At 37.0% G+C, this 20989-nt stretch carries 17 protein-coding genes and 2 pseudogenes; 15 read left to right on the top strand and 4 right to left on the bottom strand.

Going from position 1 to position 20989, the window contains the following annotated elements:
- The first annotated feature begins 284 nt into the window (after positions 1 to 284).
- Together ACZ5N5_RS00640 and ACZ5N5_RS00635 are read left to right on the top strand one after the other, a co-directional pair.
- Positions 285 to 1823 carry a BCCT family transporter gene (locus ACZ5N5_RS00640; RefSeq protein ID WP_464373063.1) on the top strand — a complete coding sequence of 513 codons (1539 nt, stop codon included), beginning with the start codon at positions 285 to 287 and terminating at the stop codon, positions 1821 to 1823.
- 238 nt (positions 1824 to 2061) lie between these two features.
- Positions 2062 to 2616, top strand: a complete 555-nt coding sequence (locus tag ACZ5N5_RS00635; RefSeq protein ID WP_464373812.1) for an ABC transporter transmembrane domain-containing protein — start codon at positions 2062 to 2064, stop codon at positions 2614 to 2616.
- Between the two features lie 158 nt (positions 2617 to 2774).
- On the opposite strand, the pseudogene ACZ5N5_RS00630 reads toward ACZ5N5_RS00635, so the two are convergent.
- Positions 2775 to 3152, bottom strand: a pseudogene (locus ACZ5N5_RS00630) (glycoside hydrolase family 5 protein); the annotation flags it as partial.
- Between the two features lie 84 nt (positions 3153 to 3236).
- Positions 3237 to 4142 (bottom strand): annotated as a pseudogene (locus tag ACZ5N5_RS00625) (endo-1,4-beta-xylanase); the annotation flags it as partial.
- A 645-nt stretch (positions 4143 to 4787) separates the two neighbouring features.
- Here ACZ5N5_RS00625 and ACZ5N5_RS00620 point away from each other — a divergent pair.
- From ACZ5N5_RS00620 to ACZ5N5_RS00595, 6 genes are all read left to right on the top strand, one after another.
- A complete protein-coding gene (locus tag ACZ5N5_RS00620) occupies positions 4788 to 5483 on the top strand; it encodes an RraA family protein (RefSeq protein ID WP_054788343.1) in 696 nt (231 codons plus the stop codon).
- Positions 5484 to 5508: 25 nt separating this feature from the next.
- Complete coding sequence (locus ACZ5N5_RS00615; RefSeq protein WP_054788342.1) at positions 5509 to 6363, top strand: NAD(P)-dependent oxidoreductase; 855 nt, start codon at positions 5509 to 5511, stop codon at positions 6361 to 6363.
- Between the two features lie 110 nt (positions 6364 to 6473).
- A complete protein-coding gene (locus ACZ5N5_RS00610; protein ID WP_109985172.1) occupies positions 6474 to 7796 on the top strand; it encodes an ABC transporter substrate-binding protein in 1323 nt (440 codons plus the stop codon).
- Between the two features lie 119 nt (positions 7797 to 7915).
- Positions 7916 to 8806 (top strand): carbohydrate ABC transporter permease, encoded by an 891-nt coding sequence (locus tag ACZ5N5_RS00605; protein ID WP_277679251.1) that lies wholly within the window; start codon positions 7916 to 7918, stop codon positions 8804 to 8806.
- A gap of 11 nt (positions 8807 to 8817) precedes the next feature.
- The gene (locus ACZ5N5_RS00600; RefSeq protein WP_109985170.1) at positions 8818 to 9699 is read left to right on the top strand and encodes a carbohydrate ABC transporter permease; all 882 of its coding nucleotides are present in this window, start codon (positions 8818 to 8820) and stop codon (positions 9697 to 9699) included.
- An 87-nt stretch (positions 9700 to 9786) separates the two neighbouring features.
- Entirely contained in the window at positions 9787 to 10800 is a 1014-nt protein-coding gene (locus ACZ5N5_RS00595) for a LacI family DNA-binding transcriptional regulator (protein WP_277679250.1), read from the top strand.
- A gap of 398 nt (positions 10801 to 11198) precedes the next feature.
- Here ACZ5N5_RS00595 and metK read toward each other — a convergent pair whose 3' ends face one another.
- The gene (gene metK / locus ACZ5N5_RS00590) at positions 11199 to 12416 is read right to left on the bottom strand and encodes a methionine adenosyltransferase (RefSeq protein ID WP_109985168.1); all 1218 of its coding nucleotides are present in this window, start codon (positions 12414 to 12416) and stop codon (positions 11199 to 11201) included.
- A gap of 92 nt (positions 12417 to 12508) precedes the next feature.
- Positions 12509 to 12670 (bottom strand): hypothetical protein, encoded by a 162-nt coding sequence (locus tag ACZ5N5_RS00585; RefSeq protein ID WP_181397608.1) that lies wholly within the window; start codon positions 12668 to 12670, stop codon positions 12509 to 12511.
- Between the two features lie 999 nt (positions 12671 to 13669).
- Here ACZ5N5_RS00585 and ACZ5N5_RS00580 point away from each other — a divergent pair.
- The 7 genes from ACZ5N5_RS00580 (at position 13670) to ACZ5N5_RS00550 (ending at position 20975) form a co-directional block, all read left to right on the top strand.
- Complete coding sequence (locus ACZ5N5_RS00580; RefSeq protein WP_464373062.1) at positions 13670 to 14683, top strand: acyltransferase domain-containing protein; 1014 nt, start codon at positions 13670 to 13672, stop codon at positions 14681 to 14683.
- A 1-nt stretch (position 14684) separates the two neighbouring features.
- Positions 14685 to 16034, top strand: coding sequence for an MATE family efflux transporter (locus ACZ5N5_RS00575; protein ID WP_181397603.1), 1350 nt, complete (start codon positions 14685 to 14687; stop codon positions 16032 to 16034).
- Positions 16035 to 16104: 70 nt separating this feature from the next.
- Positions 16105 to 16773: a methyltransferase domain-containing protein gene (locus ACZ5N5_RS00570; protein WP_054861646.1), complete on the top strand. Its 669-nt coding sequence runs from the start codon at positions 16105 to 16107 to the stop codon at positions 16771 to 16773.
- Positions 16774 to 16894: 121 nt separating this feature from the next.
- A complete protein-coding gene (locus ACZ5N5_RS00565) occupies positions 16895 to 17665 on the top strand; it encodes a 4'-phosphopantetheinyl transferase superfamily protein (protein WP_464373061.1) in 771 nt (256 codons plus the stop codon).
- Between the two features lie 60 nt (positions 17666 to 17725).
- Positions 17726 to 20050, top strand: coding sequence for an ACP S-malonyltransferase (fabD, locus tag ACZ5N5_RS00560; RefSeq protein ID WP_464373811.1), 2325 nt, complete (start codon positions 17726 to 17728; stop codon positions 20048 to 20050).
- A gap of 12 nt (positions 20051 to 20062) precedes the next feature.
- Positions 20063 to 20317, top strand: a complete 255-nt coding sequence (locus tag ACZ5N5_RS00555; RefSeq protein ID WP_054861643.1) for an acyl carrier protein — start codon at positions 20063 to 20065, stop codon at positions 20315 to 20317.
- A 16-nt stretch (positions 20318 to 20333) separates the two neighbouring features.
- On the top strand, positions 20334 to 20975 hold the full coding sequence (locus ACZ5N5_RS00550; RefSeq protein ID WP_277679246.1) for an MBL fold metallo-hydrolase: 642 nt from the start codon (positions 20334 to 20336) through the stop codon (positions 20973 to 20975).
- Positions 20976 to 20989 lie beyond the last annotated feature (14 nt).

Below are 20989 nucleotides of genomic sequence, written 5' to 3'. Positions count from 1 at the left end.
CTTCATTATGCCTATCCAAGGGGTGGGGGAAGGTTTTGCTATCGGGTAACGTTAATTCAGGAAGGAAGGATTAACGCTTTTTTTGTAGAACTTATTATATTATCGAGGCAGTTTGGCAGTATGTTTTTGACTTATTTTCCTCACTAATCTATAATTTATTGTCTGTGTTTAAATACATATAAATTTATCTTTAACTTTTTTGAATTAATAAGTTTATGGATAAAGGACACGAATAATAAGTGACATAAAAAGTTATGTGGTGGATTTATTATAGGAGGAAAAGAATGGATGACCATACTAGGAAGAAGAAAAGATTGGATTGGATAACCTTAATTGTAAGTGGAGGACTGCTTGTTCTATTCGTCATCGCTTCCATTTTAAATGAAAAATTAGTGGGGCAGTGGATCAGTGAATCCTTCTTTTTTGCAGTAAAGTATTTTGGTGCCTATTGGCAAGTGTTACTGCTCGTGATGTTTGTCATTGGATTGATACTAGCTTTTAGCAATTATGGAAGAGTACGGCTTGGCAAAATGGAGAAACCGGAGAATAGCAATTTTCGTTGGATTGCTATGATTTTGTGTACACTTTTAGCTAGTGGGGGAGTCTTTTGGGCCGCGGCTGGACCAATGTTTCACTTTTTGACTACGCCACCGCTATTTACAGGTATTGAAGAAGGAACAATGGTAGCTTCATTTCCTGCAATGGCACAAAGCTACCTACACTGGGGCTTCACAGCATGGGCAAGCTTGGGTACTTTAGCGACGATTGTGCTTATGTATGCCCATTATCACAAAGGCTATCCACTTAAGCCGCGCACCTTTTTATACCCAATGTTTGGTAAGAGAATATTTAAAAATAGTTTTATTGGCTCTTCGGCTGACATTGTCTCCATTATAGCAACAGCAGCTGGAACAATAGGACCAATCGGTTTCCTTGGGCTTCAAGTTGGTTATGGATTGGAGGCGGTATGGGGTATTCCAAATACTTTTATCACACAGTCTTTGATCATTATTTTTTTAGCTGTGATTGCTTCGATTTCGGCGGCAACTGGTATTGAGCGTGGTATCCAATGGCTAAGCCGAGTAAATGTTAGTTTGGTTGTTGTTTTAATGTTTGCTATGTTAATTCTCGGACCAACCTTATTTATTATCGATCTATTTATCGGTTCGGAAGCCTTTTATCTGCAAAACTTTTTGACTATGAGCTTATATCGGGTAGATCAGGCTTGGCTAGGGTCATGGACGATTTTTTTCTGGGGTTGGTTTATCGGCTATGGTCCAATGATGGCTATTTTTATCAGCAGGATATCTCGAGGAAGAACAATAAGAGAATTGATTATCGCAGTATCCATTATTGCTCCGATTGTTAGTAATTTTTGGTTCACTGTAGTTGGTGGTTCAGGTATTTTTTATGAAATGGAAAACCCTGGTTCTGTTTCAACTGCACTAAATGAAAGTGGTATGCCGGCAACTGTGATGGCAATCATGAATCAAATCCCATTTGGCATCGTACTGGCGATTGGTTTTATCATTGTATCGATTATTTTTGTTGCGACAACGGCCGATTCAATGTCCTATACTGTTGCGGTGACTTTAAGTGGTACCGATGAGCCTAGTCGTTTAATTCGCGTCTTTTGGGCACTAATGTTTGGAGTTGTTGCTGTTTCCTTATTAGCGATTGGCGAAGAAACGGTCGATATGTTGCAAAACTTTATTGTTGTAACAGCAGCGCCAGTTTCATTACTTCTTCTCCCATCACTATGGGATGCACCAAGGATAGCGAAGAAAATGGCAAAAGAGCAAAATATTATTGGAAAAAAATAATGAGAAACTGCCTCCGAAAGTTAGAGTGAAAAATCTAACTTCCGGGGGTGATTTTATGGCTCTAAAGTAAGGCGTTAAAATATATGTGGGGTAAAGGCAAAAACGATGTGAAAGGGACGGAAAGTTAGTTGATTTTCCTCTCTACTCGATCTTAAATATGTATTTAATTTATATTGCAATGAGGCTAAACGTTTATTGGTGGACAGTATCTTTTCTGAGACCTTAACTACTCGAGTTAATCTTATTAATTTTTTGTGGTCTAATCATTACTAGCTCTCAACTTGCTATTCCAAAATTTATTCAATATTTTATTGATAAGGTGCAATTAGAACAGGAGACACAGACGTTTATCTGGTTCCTCATTGTTATTGTCATTCTAATTGTACTTATCATTACTTTATCAGCCATCCGAAACATCACCCAGCGTTCTCTACAAGAAAAATCCTCACGAGATATGCAATTTTCCATTTATTCACACCTAAGAAATTTAGGATTTGCTTATTTTGAAAAGCATCGAGTTGGAGAGAGCCTTGCTTTAATGAACACAGAGGTTACTTCTTTAAAAAACTTCTACAGAAATCTATTGCCATGGATGATTAATAATTTTATTTTTTCTATCATATCCATTACTTTGATGATTTCAATTAGTTGGAAGTTAAGCTTGATTCTAATCCCAAGCTTATTACTTTACTACATATTTGGTCCCTATCTTGAGAGAAAAGCATCGAAATATGGAAAAATAATGGCGGACGATCGAGTTCGTTTTAATTTTAAGGAAAAGTATTTATCATAAGTTGATAAATTCAGAAGAAGAGTATGGATTAATACAAAGCTAGAAAGTCTAGTGATTCTACTTTAGTTAGTATTTAATCTTATACTTTAAACAGCCACTATCCAAAAATAGGAGTAGTAGCTGTTTTTTGTGAGAAAAGTCAGGTAAGTCCAAGGACCTTAATTCGACAAATAAACATTATCTACATAAACAGCTGTTACTCCTGATGAATTACTGCCGTCAATAAACTGCACACCGTATTCACGAATATCGGATTTATGGACCCCTGATAAATTTAAACTAAGATTCATTTCTTCCCCTGCACGGATGGTTTGCCAATCACTTGCTTTCCAGTCATAATTTTCTCCATGCTTCACAAATAATTTTACGCCAAGTCCATTACCATAGTTACCCCAAGCGGCGCCCTTTACAGTTGCTCTTAGCTCATTTCCGGCAAAGGAGAATGGTCCTTTTCTAGATAAATAATGTTGATCACCGCTAGACATATTAATATCACCCTGTAATGAACGCAAATCCTTAGAGCTCCATGCATCAGTCGACCACGGGCCAGCGTTTAAATTCGTGCCACTCCAACCATCTAAACCCGATTCGAAATTAGCGTACGCACCAGTTTCTCCTGATGAGCTAAAATATTGCTTTAGCCATTGGAGCGCTGGCCGTTCCTCGCCTGAACTCGTGATTAAATGCGTATCCTGTGCCCATGTTTCGCCTTCCTTGTATCCCCATAATGTCACTCCTTTAACTGCTGGATGCTCCCAGAGGACGGGGAATTTTTCCTGGTATCTCGCTAATTGTGTTTGATCATCACCACTCATATCCAATTCAGACACATAAATCGGAACTCCACTAGTAGCAAGCATATCTAATACTTGGTTCATGGTACTGACACTGACGTTATTCATATTAAAATGGTGTGATTGAATACCAATTCCATCGATTAAACCTCTGTCGTTTAACAGATTAACAATCTCTACATATTGCGCAGCAGCATTGGGATCGCTAATGATGCCATAATCGTTTAAATGCAATTCTGCATTTGGGAAGGCTTGTCTTGCTTGTTCAAAAGACCATATCACCCAATCCCATCCAGTTGCTCCATCGCCTCCTATCGCATTTTTATAAGAGGGAGGGGCATGTAATGGCTCATTAACGACATCAATATATTCTGCATCACCATACCTTTGGGCAGATGCATGAATCCACTCTAGTAATTCTGCCCTTTGCTCGGAGGCAGATAAACCACTAACCCAACTTGGCTCCTGGCTCCCCCAAACTAATGTGTGAAATTTAAATGGGTAACCATTACTTTTGGCAAAATTGTAGCTTGTGTCCGCATTCGTCCAGTTCATATTATCTCTTGTTGATTCCACACTTCCCCATTTAGTTGAGTTCTCGGGTGTAACCTGATCCCAATAAACACCAAAGTCAGATGGCACATAATGGCTAATAATATTCCCAAGAAACTTTTTATCTGCTATCCCTGCCGAAACTTCTTTCGTAAAACTTAAGGAAAAAGCTGAAAACATGAGAATTACTATAATGCTAACCTTCGATAATTTTTTCATTATAAAACCTCCTGTTCATCGTTAATCTATCAAACCCATAAATGAAACGCTTACATTAAATGGTTTGTATTTACCATCTCCTTCCATTACCTTTGGTCACATCATAGCATAATTATTGCCAGGTTTTACTTTAATTTGTTTAGGTTTCACTTTGAAAAATATAGGGATTTGAGAGGGGAGTAGGATAACGAAATCAATTAGCCTCTTTAATTGCAATGTTGTACCAGCATTTATATTTGTATATTACTTGCAAGTTTAGATAGTCATATCCCAATCAACAAACGTAAAGCTCTATCTATATGGTTATATGCTATTTTTAACACTATCAATTAAAAACGATAGAACCTATAGCTTTCAATGGTTTTTAAAATTTTATAGAAAAGTGGAATTAATTAAAAATTAATCAATATAAATGGGAATATAACCTTTTTAATTATGTTTTTATCTCTGTTTAGAAATCGATTTCCAAAACAAATGATCTAATAAACGGCTTAGAGGAAATGAAAAAGTCTTATTATACTTGCATTCAAATAGCGAAAATGATGTAGCAAACGTAAATGGAAAAGGTTTTTGGAAAACGATAAATTGAAAAAGGAGCGATAGGAAATGAGTAAATTTAATCGTAAAGAAATACTAGATTTGTACAAAGACTTACGAGTAACCGACGTACGTGATGGGATGGACTGGGTAGGGCTACATGGTTATGGCACCGTAGATCATCATATTCGTCCACTGTTCCGTACGAAAGTAGTAGGGATAGCTAGGACTGCCCGTTATTTACCTTTTGAAGGGCCTGTCCCAAACGTGACGGGGGACGAATATACGAAGTGGGTGAAATGGTATTACAGTGAAGTTTGTACAGATGAGTGGGCAAACGATATCGAAGAAGGGGATTTCATCGTCATGGATGTAGCTGGAACAGATGTAGGGATATTAGGTTCCAATAATACCTTAGACCATCTCCATAAAGGGGTAGTAGGTTACCTTACAAATGGTGGAGGGATCCGTGATACCGATGAAGTAATCATGCAAAGGATTCCCGTATGGTCAAGGTTTGTCTCGCAAGGAATGGACCAGACGCGAATCCGTTATTATGAGAAAGATGTTCCCGTCGCTATTGGTGGTGTGGCTGTTTATCCTAATGATGTCATCGTAGCAGATGGGGATGGGGTAGTAGTGGTACCAAGTAAATATGCCAAGGAAGTTGCCAAATATGCTCATCAGGAATTAACCGGGGATAAAGCAGGACGTAAAAGGTTATATGAGAAACTTGGCTGGGAATTAGACGATACGGTTCAATAGTAATCTAATAGGTGAGGGGATAATCATGAAAAAGGTAGGATTTATTGGGTTAGGAGCTATGGGATTACCAATGGCGCAAAATTTACTAAAACAAGGGTTTGAACTACAGGTTGCTCAACATGTAAATCCCGACCCTGTAATAGTTCTCCAAAAACAAGGCGCACAAGTTCATTCTAATTTAGTAGAAGTAATACGAAGCAGCGAGGTTGTTATTTCGATTCTGCCAACAGATCAAGAGTTAAATGAAGTTTTACTTTCAGAGGAAATAATAGCAGCCTTTCAGGAAAATGCTATTTTAATAGAAATGACCTCTGGATCGCCTGATGCCATCAAAAATTTGGATAGAGTCTATCGCGAAAATGGGATTCGAATACTAGATGCTCCTGTTAGCGGGGGAACCTCTGGTGCAGAAAATGGAACATTAACCGCGATGGTGGGAGGTGATCCATTTACACTAAATGAAGTAGAGGAAGTAATAGGTGCCATGGCGAAGAATGTCTATTCTGTTGGTGATGTAGGTACTGGTAATGCAATCAAAGCGATCAATCAAATGCTAGCAGGCATTCATATGATTGCAACATCTGAAGCTATTAGCCTAGCAAAAGAACTAGATGTAGATACTGCCATACTGAAGGAAGTAGTTGGGGATAGCTCTGGTCAGTCATGGATATTAATGAATAAACTTGATTCCATTGTAAATCAACAATTTGATCCTGGTTTTAAGTTGAAATTAATGAAAAAGGATGTACAAATAGCAGTAGATGAAGGCAGAACATCGGTATTACCAATAGCATCCCTGGCTTTACAATTGTATAAATTAGCAGAAAAGGAAGATGGAGAATTAGATTTCGCAGCAATAAGTAAAAACCTTATTCATTAGAATGTGTTTGATCTGTGTCGTTTACTGATAGCTTGGCTAAGTTTGTGGATCAATTTTTTCTATTTATTTGTATTGTTTGGCTAATGTATTGAAAAAGGGGAGATCAAACAATGAAGAAAAGTTTATGGTTGTTCATCATGATAACATTTACCTTTTTATTACTATTAGGTTGTTCTAGTAATAATGAGGAAGCAGATAAAGGTGAATCAGATGACGATAGTACGAAGTCTGGTGAGCAAATTGAGATAAGTTTTTCCTGGTGGGGAGATACAGGCCGTCATGAAAAATACAATGAAATCATTGATTTATTCGAAGAAGCGTATCCTAATATAAAAGTAGATAGACAATTTGGAGGCTGGGAAGATTACTGGGATCGGTTAACTACACAAGTTTCGGGAGGGAATGCTCCAGATGTTGTTAGTATGCACCAATTTTATGTATCAGATTATGCTAGGAGAGGTGCACTGCATGTACTGAATGATAAGGTGGAAAATGGAGAACTAGATTTATCAGATTTTCCAGAGGCTGCTCTAGATAGTGGGAAGGTTGGGGAAGATATTGTTATGGTTGCCAAAGGAATTACCATGCCTGGTTTTGTGTATAATACAGCAGTCTTTGATGACTTAGGAATTGACTATCCTGAATCTGATTGGACTTGGGATGACTTTGTCGATAAGGCCTATGAAATTAAAGAAGCAATGGGCGGAGATGGATGGGCTGTGGAGGATGGAAGTGGTGGCCAGCTACAACCATTGTTTCGATATTTTGCACGGCAAAGTGGTCAAGATCTCTTTACTGAGGATGGAAAATTAGGCTTTGATGAACAAGTATTAACAGATTGGTGGACAATGTGGGATCAAATGAGACAAGATGGTGTGATACCAGATGCCGCTACTAGCAATGAGTATGAGGGGTTGCCATTAGAAGCGAATATGTTCGCCACAAAAAAAGTAGCGTTACTTGGATTACCAGCCAATCAGATGTATTTATATGAAGAACAGATGGCAGAAGGTGAAATTAATATAGTACGTCATCCACATATTGAAGGTGGTCCAAATGGTGAATATATCGAAGGGGCCTATCTCAGTATTACAGAAGACTCTCCTCATAAAGATGCCGCTGCCAAATTTATTGAGTTTTTTGTCAGTAATGATGAAGCTATAAAAATATTCAAAACGGAACAAGGTCCTCCAGCAGGTACAAAGGCTTCTAATTTAGTGTTGGAAGAACTTACCCTACCAGAGCAAAGAGCAGTGGAATATATTCAAACTACTGTGGAATTAGCTGAACCTGCTGCTTATGCTCCAGAAGGGGTAAATCAAGTGGAAACCCTATTTTCCGACAATGCAGAAGCAATTGCTTTCGGTCAAAAATCGGTAGAACAGGCAGTGGCAGACTTCTTGAATGAGGCAAGAAGTATATTGGAACAATAGCCAAGTTTAACAGTTAAAGATCAGATTCAATTATGCTAAAAAATCTCTTTATTCTTAATTGAATCTGATTTTTTATAACACGTTAAATGTTGAGATTCTGGGGATAAGGAGTATTCGCTATGGGAAAATTCAAATTATTTTGGAAGAATAATGGGATAGGCTACCTATTTCTAACTCCTTGGATAATAGGTATTTTAACATTAACTGCAATTCCGATGGGGGCATCCCTTTACTTTTCATTTACTAGTTATGACATGTTTAATGCTCCTACTTGGATTGGTCTTGAAAATTATGAGGCGCTTTTCTCAGATCCGAAGTGGTTGCAAAGTGTAAAAGTCACCTTTATTTATGTGTTAATAGGCGTCCCTTTACAGTTGGCCTTTGCCTTATTTATAGCGGTATTGTTAAATAAGGGAATTGGTGGCTTGAGAATATATCGGGCCGTTTACTATGTCCCATCATTATTTGGTGGCAGTGTAGCTATTGCCATTCTGTGGAGACAAATATTTGGAGGCAATGGCTTAGTGAATAATATTCTAGATAAGTTCGGATTGGAGGGCATTAACTGGATATCTACTCCAGATACTGCACTTTACACTTTGATTATATTAATGGTTTGGCAATTTGGAGCATCTATGGTGATTTTTTTAGCGGGACTGAAGCAAGTACCAATCGAGCTTTATGAGTCAGCAAAGATTGACGGCGCGGGGCCATTAAAGCAATTTTTTATGATAACTCTGCCTTTGATTACTCCGGTTGTCTTTTTCAACTTAGTAATGGGGATTATTGGAGCATTCCAAGCATTCACTCCTGCCTATATTGTCTCAGGTGGAACTGGTGGTCCTCTAAATTCAACTTTATTCTATACATTATACCTTTATCAAAAAGGGTTTACTCAATTTGCGATGGGATATGCTTCAGCAATGGCTTGGATTTTACTAATTGTTATTGCACTTGCAACTGCTATTGTTTTTGCTACATCGAAAAAGTGGGTCTATTATCAAGGCTAGAGGTGATAAAAATGGAAAGTAGTTCCAGAGTAGTACTGAAGTCTAAGCAATCCAAACATAAGAGGGAGATAAAGAAAATTGTTATCCATAGTTTTATTATCATTTTAGGGATAGTGATGCTTTATCCATTGTTTTGGATGGTTAGCAGTTCCTTTAAGCAACCTTCAGATATTTTTAATTCTGTATCATTTTTTCCGTCAGAATGGACAATGGATAATTACACACAGGGCTGGAAAGGTGTGTCTGGATATACATTTGGATTATTTTTTGGCAACACGCTGTTGATTGTGGTATTAGCGATTATTGGTAATGTGATGGCTTGTTCCATGGCAGCATATGCTTTTGCCAAATTGAAGTTTAAATTTAAATCTATTCTATTTGCATTGATGCTGATGACTCTTATGCTACCATTCCATGTTACTGTCATCCCGCAATACATCGTGTTTAATCATTTAGACTGGATCAATACGTATTATCCACTGGTATTACCGAAATTCTTTGCAGTGGAAGGGTTTTTTGTCTTTTTAATGGTTCAATTTATACGAGGGATTCCAAATGAATTGGTACAAGCAGCAGAGATAGATGGATGTGGAAAGATTAAGACATATTGGTATCTAATTTTACCATTGTCTATTCCCGCTCTTGTAACTACAATGATTTTTACTTTTATATGGACATGGAATGATTTCTTCGGTCAGTTGTTATACATTAGCGACATCAAATTATATACGGTGGCCCTGGGACTTAGAATGTTCTTGGATTCCGCTGGAGAGAGTGCCTGGGGGCCAATGTTCGCTATGTCTACTTTATCGTTAATTCCTTTATTCGGTGTATTTATATTTTTTCAGAAGTATTTAATCGAAGGAATCACTACAGGCGGTTTAAAGGGATAATTTAGGAGATATGTATTTATTATGATATGATAAGTGCATGGAATTGGAAAATAATGAATAAATGGGAAATTGGTGATAGCTGTGAGGGTGACAATAGCTGATGTTGCTGAAAAAGCCGGAGTGTCCAAAACAACAGTTTCGCGGATCTTAAATGGTAATCTTGATCATAATACCCCTGAAACTATTAAAACAGTATTAAAAGTAGTAGAAGAGTTAGAGTATCGACCTAATGCGTTAGCAAAAGGGTTAAAGTCAATGAAAACGAATGTAATTGGCATTGTTTTGTCTAATTTTCGAAACGAATTTTGGTTTAAAGTACTAGAAGGTGTTGAGGATACTTGTAAAGAGCAAGGTTATAACCTCATGATATGTAACTCTGATGGTGATCCAAAACTTGAAGAGCAATATATTAAAGAATTTCAGATGAGGCAGGTTGATGGAATAGTTATTAACCCAACCGTTAGAAATCAATCCCTATATGAAAAATTAGTAGCAAATAAGTATCCCATGGTCGTCATCAATAGAAAAATACCTAGCATCCATGCAAACAATGTCGTTGTTGATAATATTAAAGGTGGTTTTATGGCAGTCAATCACTTGTTGGAAAATGGTCGAAAGCATATATTGGCAATTACTTTTAAACATGAAAATATTAGTACCTGGCAGGAAAGAATAGAGGGTTATCAAGAAGCACTTACTTCTCATGGTTTGACGGAAAACTTTTATTATATTTTAGAAATTACAAGTCTTAGAAAAGCAAACCAACAAATAAAAAAATATTTAGTAGATCATGCCATGATAGATGGGGTATTTTCCACTAACAATATGTTAACGCTTGAATTGATAGAGGCATTAAAAAAATTAGATAAAAAAGTGCCTGAAGATATTGGTATTGTAGGCTACGATGATACGATATGGGCGAAACATATTAATCCTCCTTTAACTACTATTAGGCAACCTTCATATGATATAGGAAAAGAATCAGCAAAGCTTCTCATTAATGAAATTAAATCTAAGGAATCTCCCACTATTAAAGATATTATCTTTCAACCAGAGCTTGTAGTAAGAGAATCTTCACAAGAAATTAAAATGATAGACTAACTTTATCTAGAATAAAATTGTGTTAGAGAAGCTATGATTCAATCATCTTGCAATCCTCTATCATTCTTCTTACTCTGTTATCTTATTAGAAGAATGCTAAAATAGAGACGAAGCATAAGATAATAAATGGTTGGTCGTCAGTTATATTTGTACGGAAATAAGCGAAAAACAAAAAGATAGAGATGGATCTAAATGATCTATCTTCTATCTTTTTTTGATTGATAAGAATGGGTGATGAAATCGTAAAGCTATGGGCAGAAATAAAGGAAATTAAACGGAATAAATCTATTTAAAAAGAGTCTGTGATTTTTTAAAAAAATTGTAAGGGTTAGTCTCTCTCCTTACGTATCTCGTACAGGTTTCTTTTTTGTACTTTGTGGAAATATGGAAATATCTACTTAGACCAATGAGGGGTTTGATTCTCGAAGTTGTTCAAGTAAAGATGCTGCTTTATCGGTACGTTCCCAAGGAAGAACAATATCTGTACGACCAAAGTGACCATAGGCTGCGGTTTGTCTATAGATTGGACGAAGTAGGTCTAACATTTTAATGATACCTACTGGACGAAGGTCAAAGTTACTTCTGATTAAATTAACAAGGATATCCTCACTTATTTTACCAGTTCCAAAAGTATCGACCATAATGGATACAGGTTGTGCTACCCCAATTGCATATGCTAGCTGGACTTCTGCTTTTTCTGCTAAACCTGCAGCTATGATGTTTTTTGCAACATAGCGGGCCGCATAAGCCGCGGAACGGTCAACTTTTGTAGGATCCTTACCTGAAAATGCACCACCGCCATGGCGAGCATATCCACCATATGTATCGACGATAATTTTACGACCAGTTAAACCGGCATCCCCTTGAGGTCCACCTACAACAAAGCGGCCAGTCGGATTAATAAAATATTTTGTTTCGTTATCTAGTAATTCTTTCGGTATGACAGGTTGAATAACTTGTTCGTTAATGTCACGTTTAATTTTCTCTAGTGAAACTTCAGGATCATGCTGGGTTGAAATAACAATCGTGTCGACTCTGACAGGATGGTTATTTATATCATATTCTACAGTAACTTGCGTTTTGCCATCTGGACGAAGGTAAGGAAGAGCTTCTTTTTTACGTACTTCTGTTAAACGACGAGATAATTGATGTGCTAAAGATATGGAAATTGGCATAAGCTCTTCCGTTTCGTTACAAGCAAAACCAAACATTAGACCTTGATCGCCAGCACCGATTGCCTCGATTTCCTCATTACTCATTTTGCCTTCTCGAGCTTCCAATGAGTTGTCTACACCCATAGCAATATCGGATGATTGTTCATCAATAGAGGTTAATACAGCACAAGTATCGGCATCAAAACCGTATTTCGCACGAGTATATCCAATTTCTTTCACCGTTTTACGAACAATTTTAGGAATATCAACGTAAATAGACGTTGTAATTTCCCCAGTGACTAAAATAAGCCCTGTTGTAACAGAAGTTTCTGCTGCAACACGTGCATTTGGATCTTTCGTTAGAATGGCATCTAAAATAGCGTCTGAAATTTGGTCGCAAATTTTATCTGGATGTCCTTCAGTAACTGATTCAGAAGTAAAGAAACGACGATTTGTTAACATCTGTCATCCTCCTCATAAAGAGATATAGTTAATTAAATAAAAAAAGCTATTTGAAATATGCAATACAATGAAAGGTTAGTTATTGATAAACATTAGATTTGATAGGGTTGTCGATGAATTTCGATATATTTTCTTCTTGTAATACCTCCTTTGCTTTTATTAAAGCTCTTTCTGTCAATTGGTTTATTACTTAATAAACTATAAACCATAGCACATCCCAACACACTCAACATTACTATTTTCTTCTTTTTCATAGGTTATCTCTCCTTCATTGTATATGAAAGCTTATTAAGCTTTTCAGTGAACAACTAAGTATTCCAAATTAACTTAATAGAAAAAACACATTCTATAGGCAATTGAATGTGTTTTGGATATAGTGATATATTATGCACTTTTTTTGATCTAAGTAATTCAAAGGAGAATAAGGAAAATTTCTATATAAAGCCAAACCTCATAAAAACATGGCTTCGCCTATTCATGTACAAATCTATTAGAACCAGTACACTACAAAATAAAATATAACAACATATCTTAACTAAAGTGCCGAAACAACTTTAGTTTTATCCATGTTTTCTATATATTAACATTATTTTACTTAAATTGCACCTTTTTTTGATAAATTAATAGTTTAATATATTTTTTTAAATGTTATTTTAAGAAAAAGTTAAATGCCATAAATTCTCTTGACTAATAATTAATGGATGTTATAATAATTTTTGTAATAAACTATAATCATTTTTAGCGGTCTAATCGATGTTTCGGCACGTTAGATAAAGCTAGAATGTACATATTTGCAAATTGCAAAGTGCAGTTATAGATAACATAATATTAAAGCATCTGTGAACAAACTGATAGCTGGTATGACGGTTCCACTTCCGCCTTCAGGTAGGTCTTAAAAAAGAGGGGGAGTGAGTGGACTAGTATTCAGTTTGCCATTTTTACTGTTCATCTCTGCACTATTTTTCCCCGTAGAGAATTTCCACTGTTTCTCGACGGGCAGTAATGCATTGTTAAATAATTGCACTAGGTCTCCCCAATATAATTGGAGGGGGCTTTTTTAGTATCAGTAAAACGATAATTAAGCTCCTTTCCATTGCGACTGTGGAACATGTGCATATGAAAAATGCTAAATAGTAACTTTAGTAGTTCCGGTAATTTCCTATTTATCTTTTATGAAGGTACTCCTTCTATTAGTCTATTTGAATAATTACATCCATAGTAGAGTGATGTCGAAAGTAAGGTGTGATGAAATCATGAAGGACCAAATTATTTTTATGTTTTCAGGACAAGGATCTCAATTTTTTCAAATGGGAAAGGAGCTGTATGAACAGGGATCAATTTTTAAAGAGAACTTGGATCAGTTGGATGCTACTTTTCAAAGGGCCACAGGGAATTCGGTAATAAAGTATATCTATGATGAACATCGATTGAAAAGCGATGAATTTAGTGATTTGTTCTACACGCAACCGGCTATTTTTATGATTGAAGTTGCTTTAGCTAATTTACTGATCAAAAAAGGAATACGTCCACATGCGGTAATAGGATCAAGCTTAGGGGAATATGCAGCTGGAGTAGTGGCCAATGTATTTCACCAAGAAGACGTCTTAAATAGTTTAATTGATCAAGTGCTTTTTATAAAGAAATTTAGTCAGCCAGGGGGAATGATTGCGATCTTAGCTTCTCCAAGTCTTTATGAAGAGGTACCTCTTCTTCATCATCATTCCTATCTCGCCGCGATTAACAATGAATCTCATTTTGTAATCGCTTCCAATTTGGAGGGGGTAAAAAAGATAGAGCAATATCTTCGTACAAAAGAAATTACTTTTCTTAGGCTACCTGTAACCTTTCCGTTCCATTCTAGTTACATTGATGTGGCTGGTAAGGCTATCCAAAATCGCTTGTCGGAATTACATTATCAGATACCAACTATCCCATTCTATTCCTCTGTGACTGGATATAGGAAGGAAAATATGAATGCTACCTATTTTTGGGAAGTGCTAAGAGAACCAATTCGATTTACTAGTGCTTTAACAGAAGTGGTGGATCATGATGGGGCGATCTTAATAGATTTAGGTCCATCGGGTACTCTAGCTAATCTAGCAAAAGCTCAATTTAAGCAACAAAATGATCTATCCATTTTTAGTATTCTTTCACCATACGCGGATAATGTCAAAGCGTTGGAAAGTGTATATTCCAAATTGTCAATTCATGATGTAGGGAAAAGTAGTAAACAAAAAATCCAAGGAGTTCATGGAGGGAGAAGGTAGAGTGAGAGGTAAAATTATAAAGTTGGCTTTCCCAATTTTTATTGAAAGTGCATTAGTGATGGTAGATGGCCTTATACATATTATATGGGTCGGCCATTTGATAGGAAGCCAGGCTGTCGCAGCTGTAGGGGCATGCTTTCCTATCGTTTTAGCAATGTCCGCAATTGCTAATGGAGCAGCCAAATTAACTTCAAAGCCAATGTTACAAGGTTTTCAAAAAAAGATAGATCGAGATAATAACCAAAAACAAATTAATGTGTCATGGACCTTTTCAGTTTTAAGCGTGTTGTTGGTGACCATAGGGGTATTTTTAGCTGCTCGAGGGATTCTTACCATATTGGGGACTCCTGGAAGCGTTATGGAGCTAGCTACAGGATACTTACGGATTATGGCATTAGGGTTCACGATTATGTATTTCTCATTTTTAATTACATCCTTATTGAAAGATGTAGGGTATACCTTTGCGAGAATGCTCTTTATAGCGATTGCTACAGCTGGAAATTTACTATTAGTACCTATGTGGATCGTCGGGTTTGGGCCTTTCCCTGAGTTAGGATTGTATGGGGCTGTATTTGCTTCTTTTATTGTCTCAGTAGTGGCGTTTTTTATTTCATTGGGATATCTCTTGCGTAATTATAAGGGCCTATTCATTAAACCGACACAATGGAGATTAGATCGTGATATTCTATTCTCCTTATTACCTGTGAGTATGCCTGTTTTTATTCAACAATCTCTGTTAGCTTTAGGATACACGTGCATTATTATTTTTGTTAACCCTTTTGGAAGTGACGCAACTGCAGCGTTTTATGTTATTAGCCGAATTGATTCCATTGTCGCTTTACCGGCGATTGCGGTAATGATAGCTATAACAATTTTAACAAAGCAATTTGTACATGGGAAAAAAATGGAGGGAATCAAAAGCCTTTTTCGTGGAGGATTACTTGTTAATATTCCTTTTACGTTTTTAATTGCTCTATCCTGTTTTCTCTTCCCAGATTATATTATTAAAATCTTTATCACTACCCCATCAGTCGTCAATATTGGTGTAGATTATTTGAAAATCATTAGCTTAGGGTATCTCTTCTTTGCACTTTTATATGCTTGCAATGGCATTATTAATGGAGCTGGAAAAAGCGGAGTTACGCTATTATTTTCTTTAGTTTCTCTCATTGTTATAAGGGTACCAGTAGCTGCAATACTTACACAAGTGGGCTTGAATGTAACGGGTGTATGGTACGCTGTTTTAGCCAGCTTTATCGTACTAGCAGTAGGTAGTTGGTTATATTATCGATCAGGTAAATGGAAATGGGGAATAACAGAGATGAAAGAACACAAGGCTATGCCATCTTGAAATGGTTGTATTGTACGTCGATCTATTGCCATTAGGAAAGGAATAATACTATTTGAAGGAGTGAAAAGAAATGTCTGTAAATCCTACTAAAAGTTATAAGGGACCAGAAATGAACGGTTTTATAGGTAAGTGGTATGCTAAAAACACTAAGAAAAAAATCAAAAAATACACACAAGATGCAAATAAGGTATTAAAAGCCTTATCTGATGGAGATTCTGTGCTTGATCTTGCTCCTGGTCCTGGATATTTATCGATGGAATTGGCTAAATTAGGCGATTTTCAAATTACCGGGTTGGATATTAGTGATAAGTTAGTGCAAATGGCACAAAACAATGCTGATAAAGCAGGTTTAAATATTGATTTCCGTCATGGTGATGCAGCAAATATGCCATTTGATGATCAAAGCTTTCATTTAATCGTTTGTCGTGCCGCTTTTAAGAATTTTGCTCAACCGGTTAAATGTTTAAATGAAATGAGAAGGGTTTTAAAACCTGGAGGAAAAGTAGTCATTATCGATTTTAAAGGGGATGTGCCTAAAGCTGACATTAATAAATTTGTAACGAAAGATATGGGCTTCAAAGGGTTGAATGCTATGATTATCAAGTGGATGTTTCGGAATGTAGTGATTAAGCAAGCCTATACGAAGGAGAAATTTCTGGGATTTGTTAAAGAGAGTGATTTTGAAACATGTGATTTACATGAGGGTCTTATTGGAATAGAGGCATGGTTTGAGAGATAACGTGATAGCTCCAAAAAATAGGATAAGAAGAGACGAATTGGCTAACTTCATACTCCTTTTTGCTACTATCCATCTATTCTATTAATGTAAAGCATATTTTATTGGTGAAAGGATGGCCTTGATGTACATCGAAAGCTTGCCGATGCTGTGGACAACCCATCTCGTATTTAAAGAAGAGGAAGAACGAAATTTTCTATCGACTTGTTGCCTTTGCTATTCCAATTCTTATGATGATTACCTACAAACAAAAGTATTTCTGCATCCGAAGGAAATTGCCTATTTAGATAAATTGACGTTTAAAAATAGAATCAAAAGCTATTTAGCGGGCAGATATGCAGGGAAAAATGCTGTTTCTTTACTTAGTGGTGAAGAAAGGTTAAGTTCTATAGAAATTGAACCAGGCATTTTCCACCAACCGATTGTTCATGGGTTAGAAACTCAAGTCACTATCTCCCATTGCGATGATTTAGGTATGGCATTAGCCTATGGTGATGTCTGCCCCCTAGGTGTGGATATTGAGAGAATTCAAACAGATAAAGAAGTAGTATTAGCTGGACAGATGACGGATGAAGAACATATGGTGATGAAATCACTACCTTTTTCTTCGGTTCATTCGCTCACACTTTTCTGGTCAGTCAAAGAAAGCTTGTCCAAAGTATTAAAAACGGGATTTACATCCCCAATTGATATTTTTTCGATCCGTACAGTAGAAGTAGCTCAACCAGTTATAACAAGTTATTTCAATTACTTTCCACAGTTTTGTACGACATCGTTTTTCTTTTCATCCTATGTTTGTTCGATTACTCATCCTAAAGGGGTTCATTGGTCAAAGGACTCTATTTATCAATTATTATGCCAAGGTATTCCTATATTAGATGGGATTAATACATAACTTGATATGGTTCTACTCCATTCAATGGAGTTAGCAAAACAAAATGAAGGAGATGAGAGAATGACCGTTTATGTTTTTCCGGGGCAAGGGTCCCAGCAAAAGGGGATGGGTAAAGAATTATTTGCAGAGTTCTCCCGCTTAACGAAGCTTGCTGATGACATATTAGGGTATTCTATTCGAACAGTTTGTTTGGAAAACCCAGATGAGATTTTAGGACAAACTCAATACACACAACCAGCATTGTATACCGTTAATGCATTTCACTATCTTAAAAAGACTAGAGAAACAGATGAAAAGCCAAATTATGTGGCAGGTCATAGTCTTGGGGAGTATAATGCTCTTTTTGCGGCAGGGGTATTTGACTTCGAAACAGGTCTTAAGCTAGTTAAAAAAAGAGGAGAGTTGATGAGCCAATGCTACGGTGGTGGCATGGCTGCAGTTCTCGGTTTGAATGAACAACAAATTGCGGAAGTATTAGCATTAAACGGATTGGATCAATTGGATATTGCTAACTTCAACTCACCTACACAAATAGTTTTATCTGGTCCGAAGGAGGAGATAAAACAAGCAGAGGGAATTTTCGAAAAAACGCCCAATGTGCAGATGTTTATCCCTTTAAAAACAAGTGGTGCTTTTCATTCTCGTTATATGCAACAAGTAAAATCGGAATTTTCCTCTTATTTAAATGAGTTTCACTTCTTTCCCCCAGCTATCCCTATCATATCCAATGTTGAGGCTAGGCCTTATGGGGAGAATATAAAAGCTAATCTTATTGCTCAAATTGATCATCCGGTGAAATGGACCGAAAGTATCCGTTATTTAATGGGGAAGGGAGAGATAGATTTTCTAGAGCTAGGCCCGGGTCATGTATTAACCAGTTTAATTGGTCAAATTAAAAATAAATCAAAGCCTTTGATCGTAGAGGATAGGTTGACAAAGGATAAAGAAGCTATGGGAAGAAGGACTGAACAAAATGTTCCACCTTCCGATTCACCTCCTCGGTTATGCTTGACGGCCTCTTCCTTAGGAAGTGATAGTTTTAAGAGGGATTACAACCTTAAGTATGCATACTTAACTGGTGGGATGTACCGAGGCATTTCTTCTACCGATTTAGTGGTGAAAGTAGGCAAAGCAGGAATGATGGGCTTTTTTGGTAGTGGTGGATTAAAACCAGTGGAAATTGAACAAGCGATTATCACTATCCAAAAGGGATTAAATCAAGGGGAAGCATATGGTATTAATCTAGTCCATCAGTTTAATCATCCCCAAAGGGAAGAAGAAATCGTCCATCTACTATTAAAATATAACGTGACAGTTATGGAGGCATCCGCTTTTCTCGGTATAACACCTGCCTTAATTATCTATCGGGCTAAAGGATTAAAGCCTTCTTCAGATAATTCCATTCGATGTCATTATCGTATTATTGCTAAAGTCTCGAGGCCGGAAGTCGCTGAGGCTTTTTTAAGTCCTCCACCTGAACGTCTACTCAATAAGCTACAGATGGAAGGGAAAATTACTTCCCAGGAGGCCAAATGGCTTCGACAAATTCCAATGGCAGATGACCTTACCGTTGAAGCTGATTCCGGTGGGCATACAGATGCTGGTGTGGCCTATGCATTACTTCCGACCATTATTCGGTTGCGGGATCGCCTTCAAACAAAATACTCTTATAATAGAGAGATTCGTATTGGGGCAGCAGGTGGGATTGGAACCCCTGAAGCAGCAGCAGCGGCCTTTACCCTCGGTGCTGCATATATTCTAACAGGTTCCATTAATCAATGTACCATCGAAGCGAATACTAGTGATTCTGCAAAAAATTTGTTGCAACAAATGAATGTACAGGATACGGAATATGCACCTGCTGGTGATCTTTTTGAACTGGGTGCCAAAATTCAAGTCTTGAAAAAAGGAGTATTTTTCCCTGCGCGTGCCAATAAGCTTTGGGAATTGTACCGTCATTATGAGTCGTGGGAATCTATAGATAAGCATGTGCGGGAGCATATTGAAGAAATATATTTTAAGTGCAAATACGAAGAGGTTTATGCAAAAGTTAGAGACCACTACACGACAGAAGATTTGCAGAAGTTCGAAAAAAACCCTAAACAAAAAATGGCTGCAATATTTAAATGGTATTTCCATTATACCAATCAATTGACACTAAACGATCAGCAGGAATCTAAAGTAGATTTTCAGATTCATTGCGGACCTGCTTTAGGGTCCTTTAATGAATGGGTCAAAGGAACCGATTTAGAAAATTGGCATAACCGTCATGTGGATCATATTGGAAAATATTTAATGGATGAGACGGCGCAGCTACTAACCGAACGTTTTCAACAGCTTTTGGCTGTAAAAGAATCAGGATCACTACAAACGGTTACTATCTAAGGAGGAAATAATATGAGTAAAGAAGACATTTTTTCTATATTAGTACAGCATACACGTGAAATTGTACCAGAACTTGAACAACATCATTTTGAGTGGGAAGACAGGTTGGCGGATTTAGGTGCCAATTCTGTTGATCGAGCGGAAATTATTATGATGACATTAGAAGCACTTTCCTTACAAATTCCTAGTATTGAGTTGTCAGAAGCGAGAAATCTCGGAGGTTTGGCTGAAATCCTTTTCGAAAAAAGCAACAAGAATGCTTTATAAACAATATTCTCTGAAAATGAGTTATCAATTTTTTATTAATTACTCTTATTTAATTGTGGAGCCAAACTCAAGAAATGCTATTGTGATTGATCCGGCATGGGAATTAGAAAAAATAACCAAGTTACTGAAAAAAAATAATGCTAAACTTCGAGCGATTCTTTTGACTCATTCTCATTACGACCATACGAATCTGGTACCAACATTAAGTGAAGCTATGCAACCGGATGTATTTTTGTCGCAAAAGGAGATTAATGCTTCCGGTTTTCGATGTGAGCGACTGCACGCTATCAACGATAACGACTCTCTTTCATTGGGAGGATTATCGTTTCGTTGTCTATTAACCCCGGGCCATACAACGGGTAGCATGTGTTTTTACCTAGGAAACAGCCTTTTTACAGGAGATACCCTGTTTACAGAAGGCTGTGGTGTCTGCATAAGACCTGGAGGTTCACCGGAAGCCATGTATTCTAGCATTCAACGATTGAAAAGAGAAATAAAAAATGATGTTTGTATCTTTCCCGGACACTCATTTGGGATGCCACCGGGACAAACGATGGAGCATCTTCGTAAGAATAATATTTATCTTCAACTAAATCGTGAGCATTTTATTAAATTTCGTATGCGAAAAAATCAACTAGGTTTATTTGATTTTCAATAGAAGGGAAAGGACCA

Source organism: Gracilibacillus sp. JCM 18966, from assembly GCF_055392695.1.
Note: the sequence above shows the minus strand (reverse complement) of the source record. Positions and strands in the feature narration are given on the sequence as shown.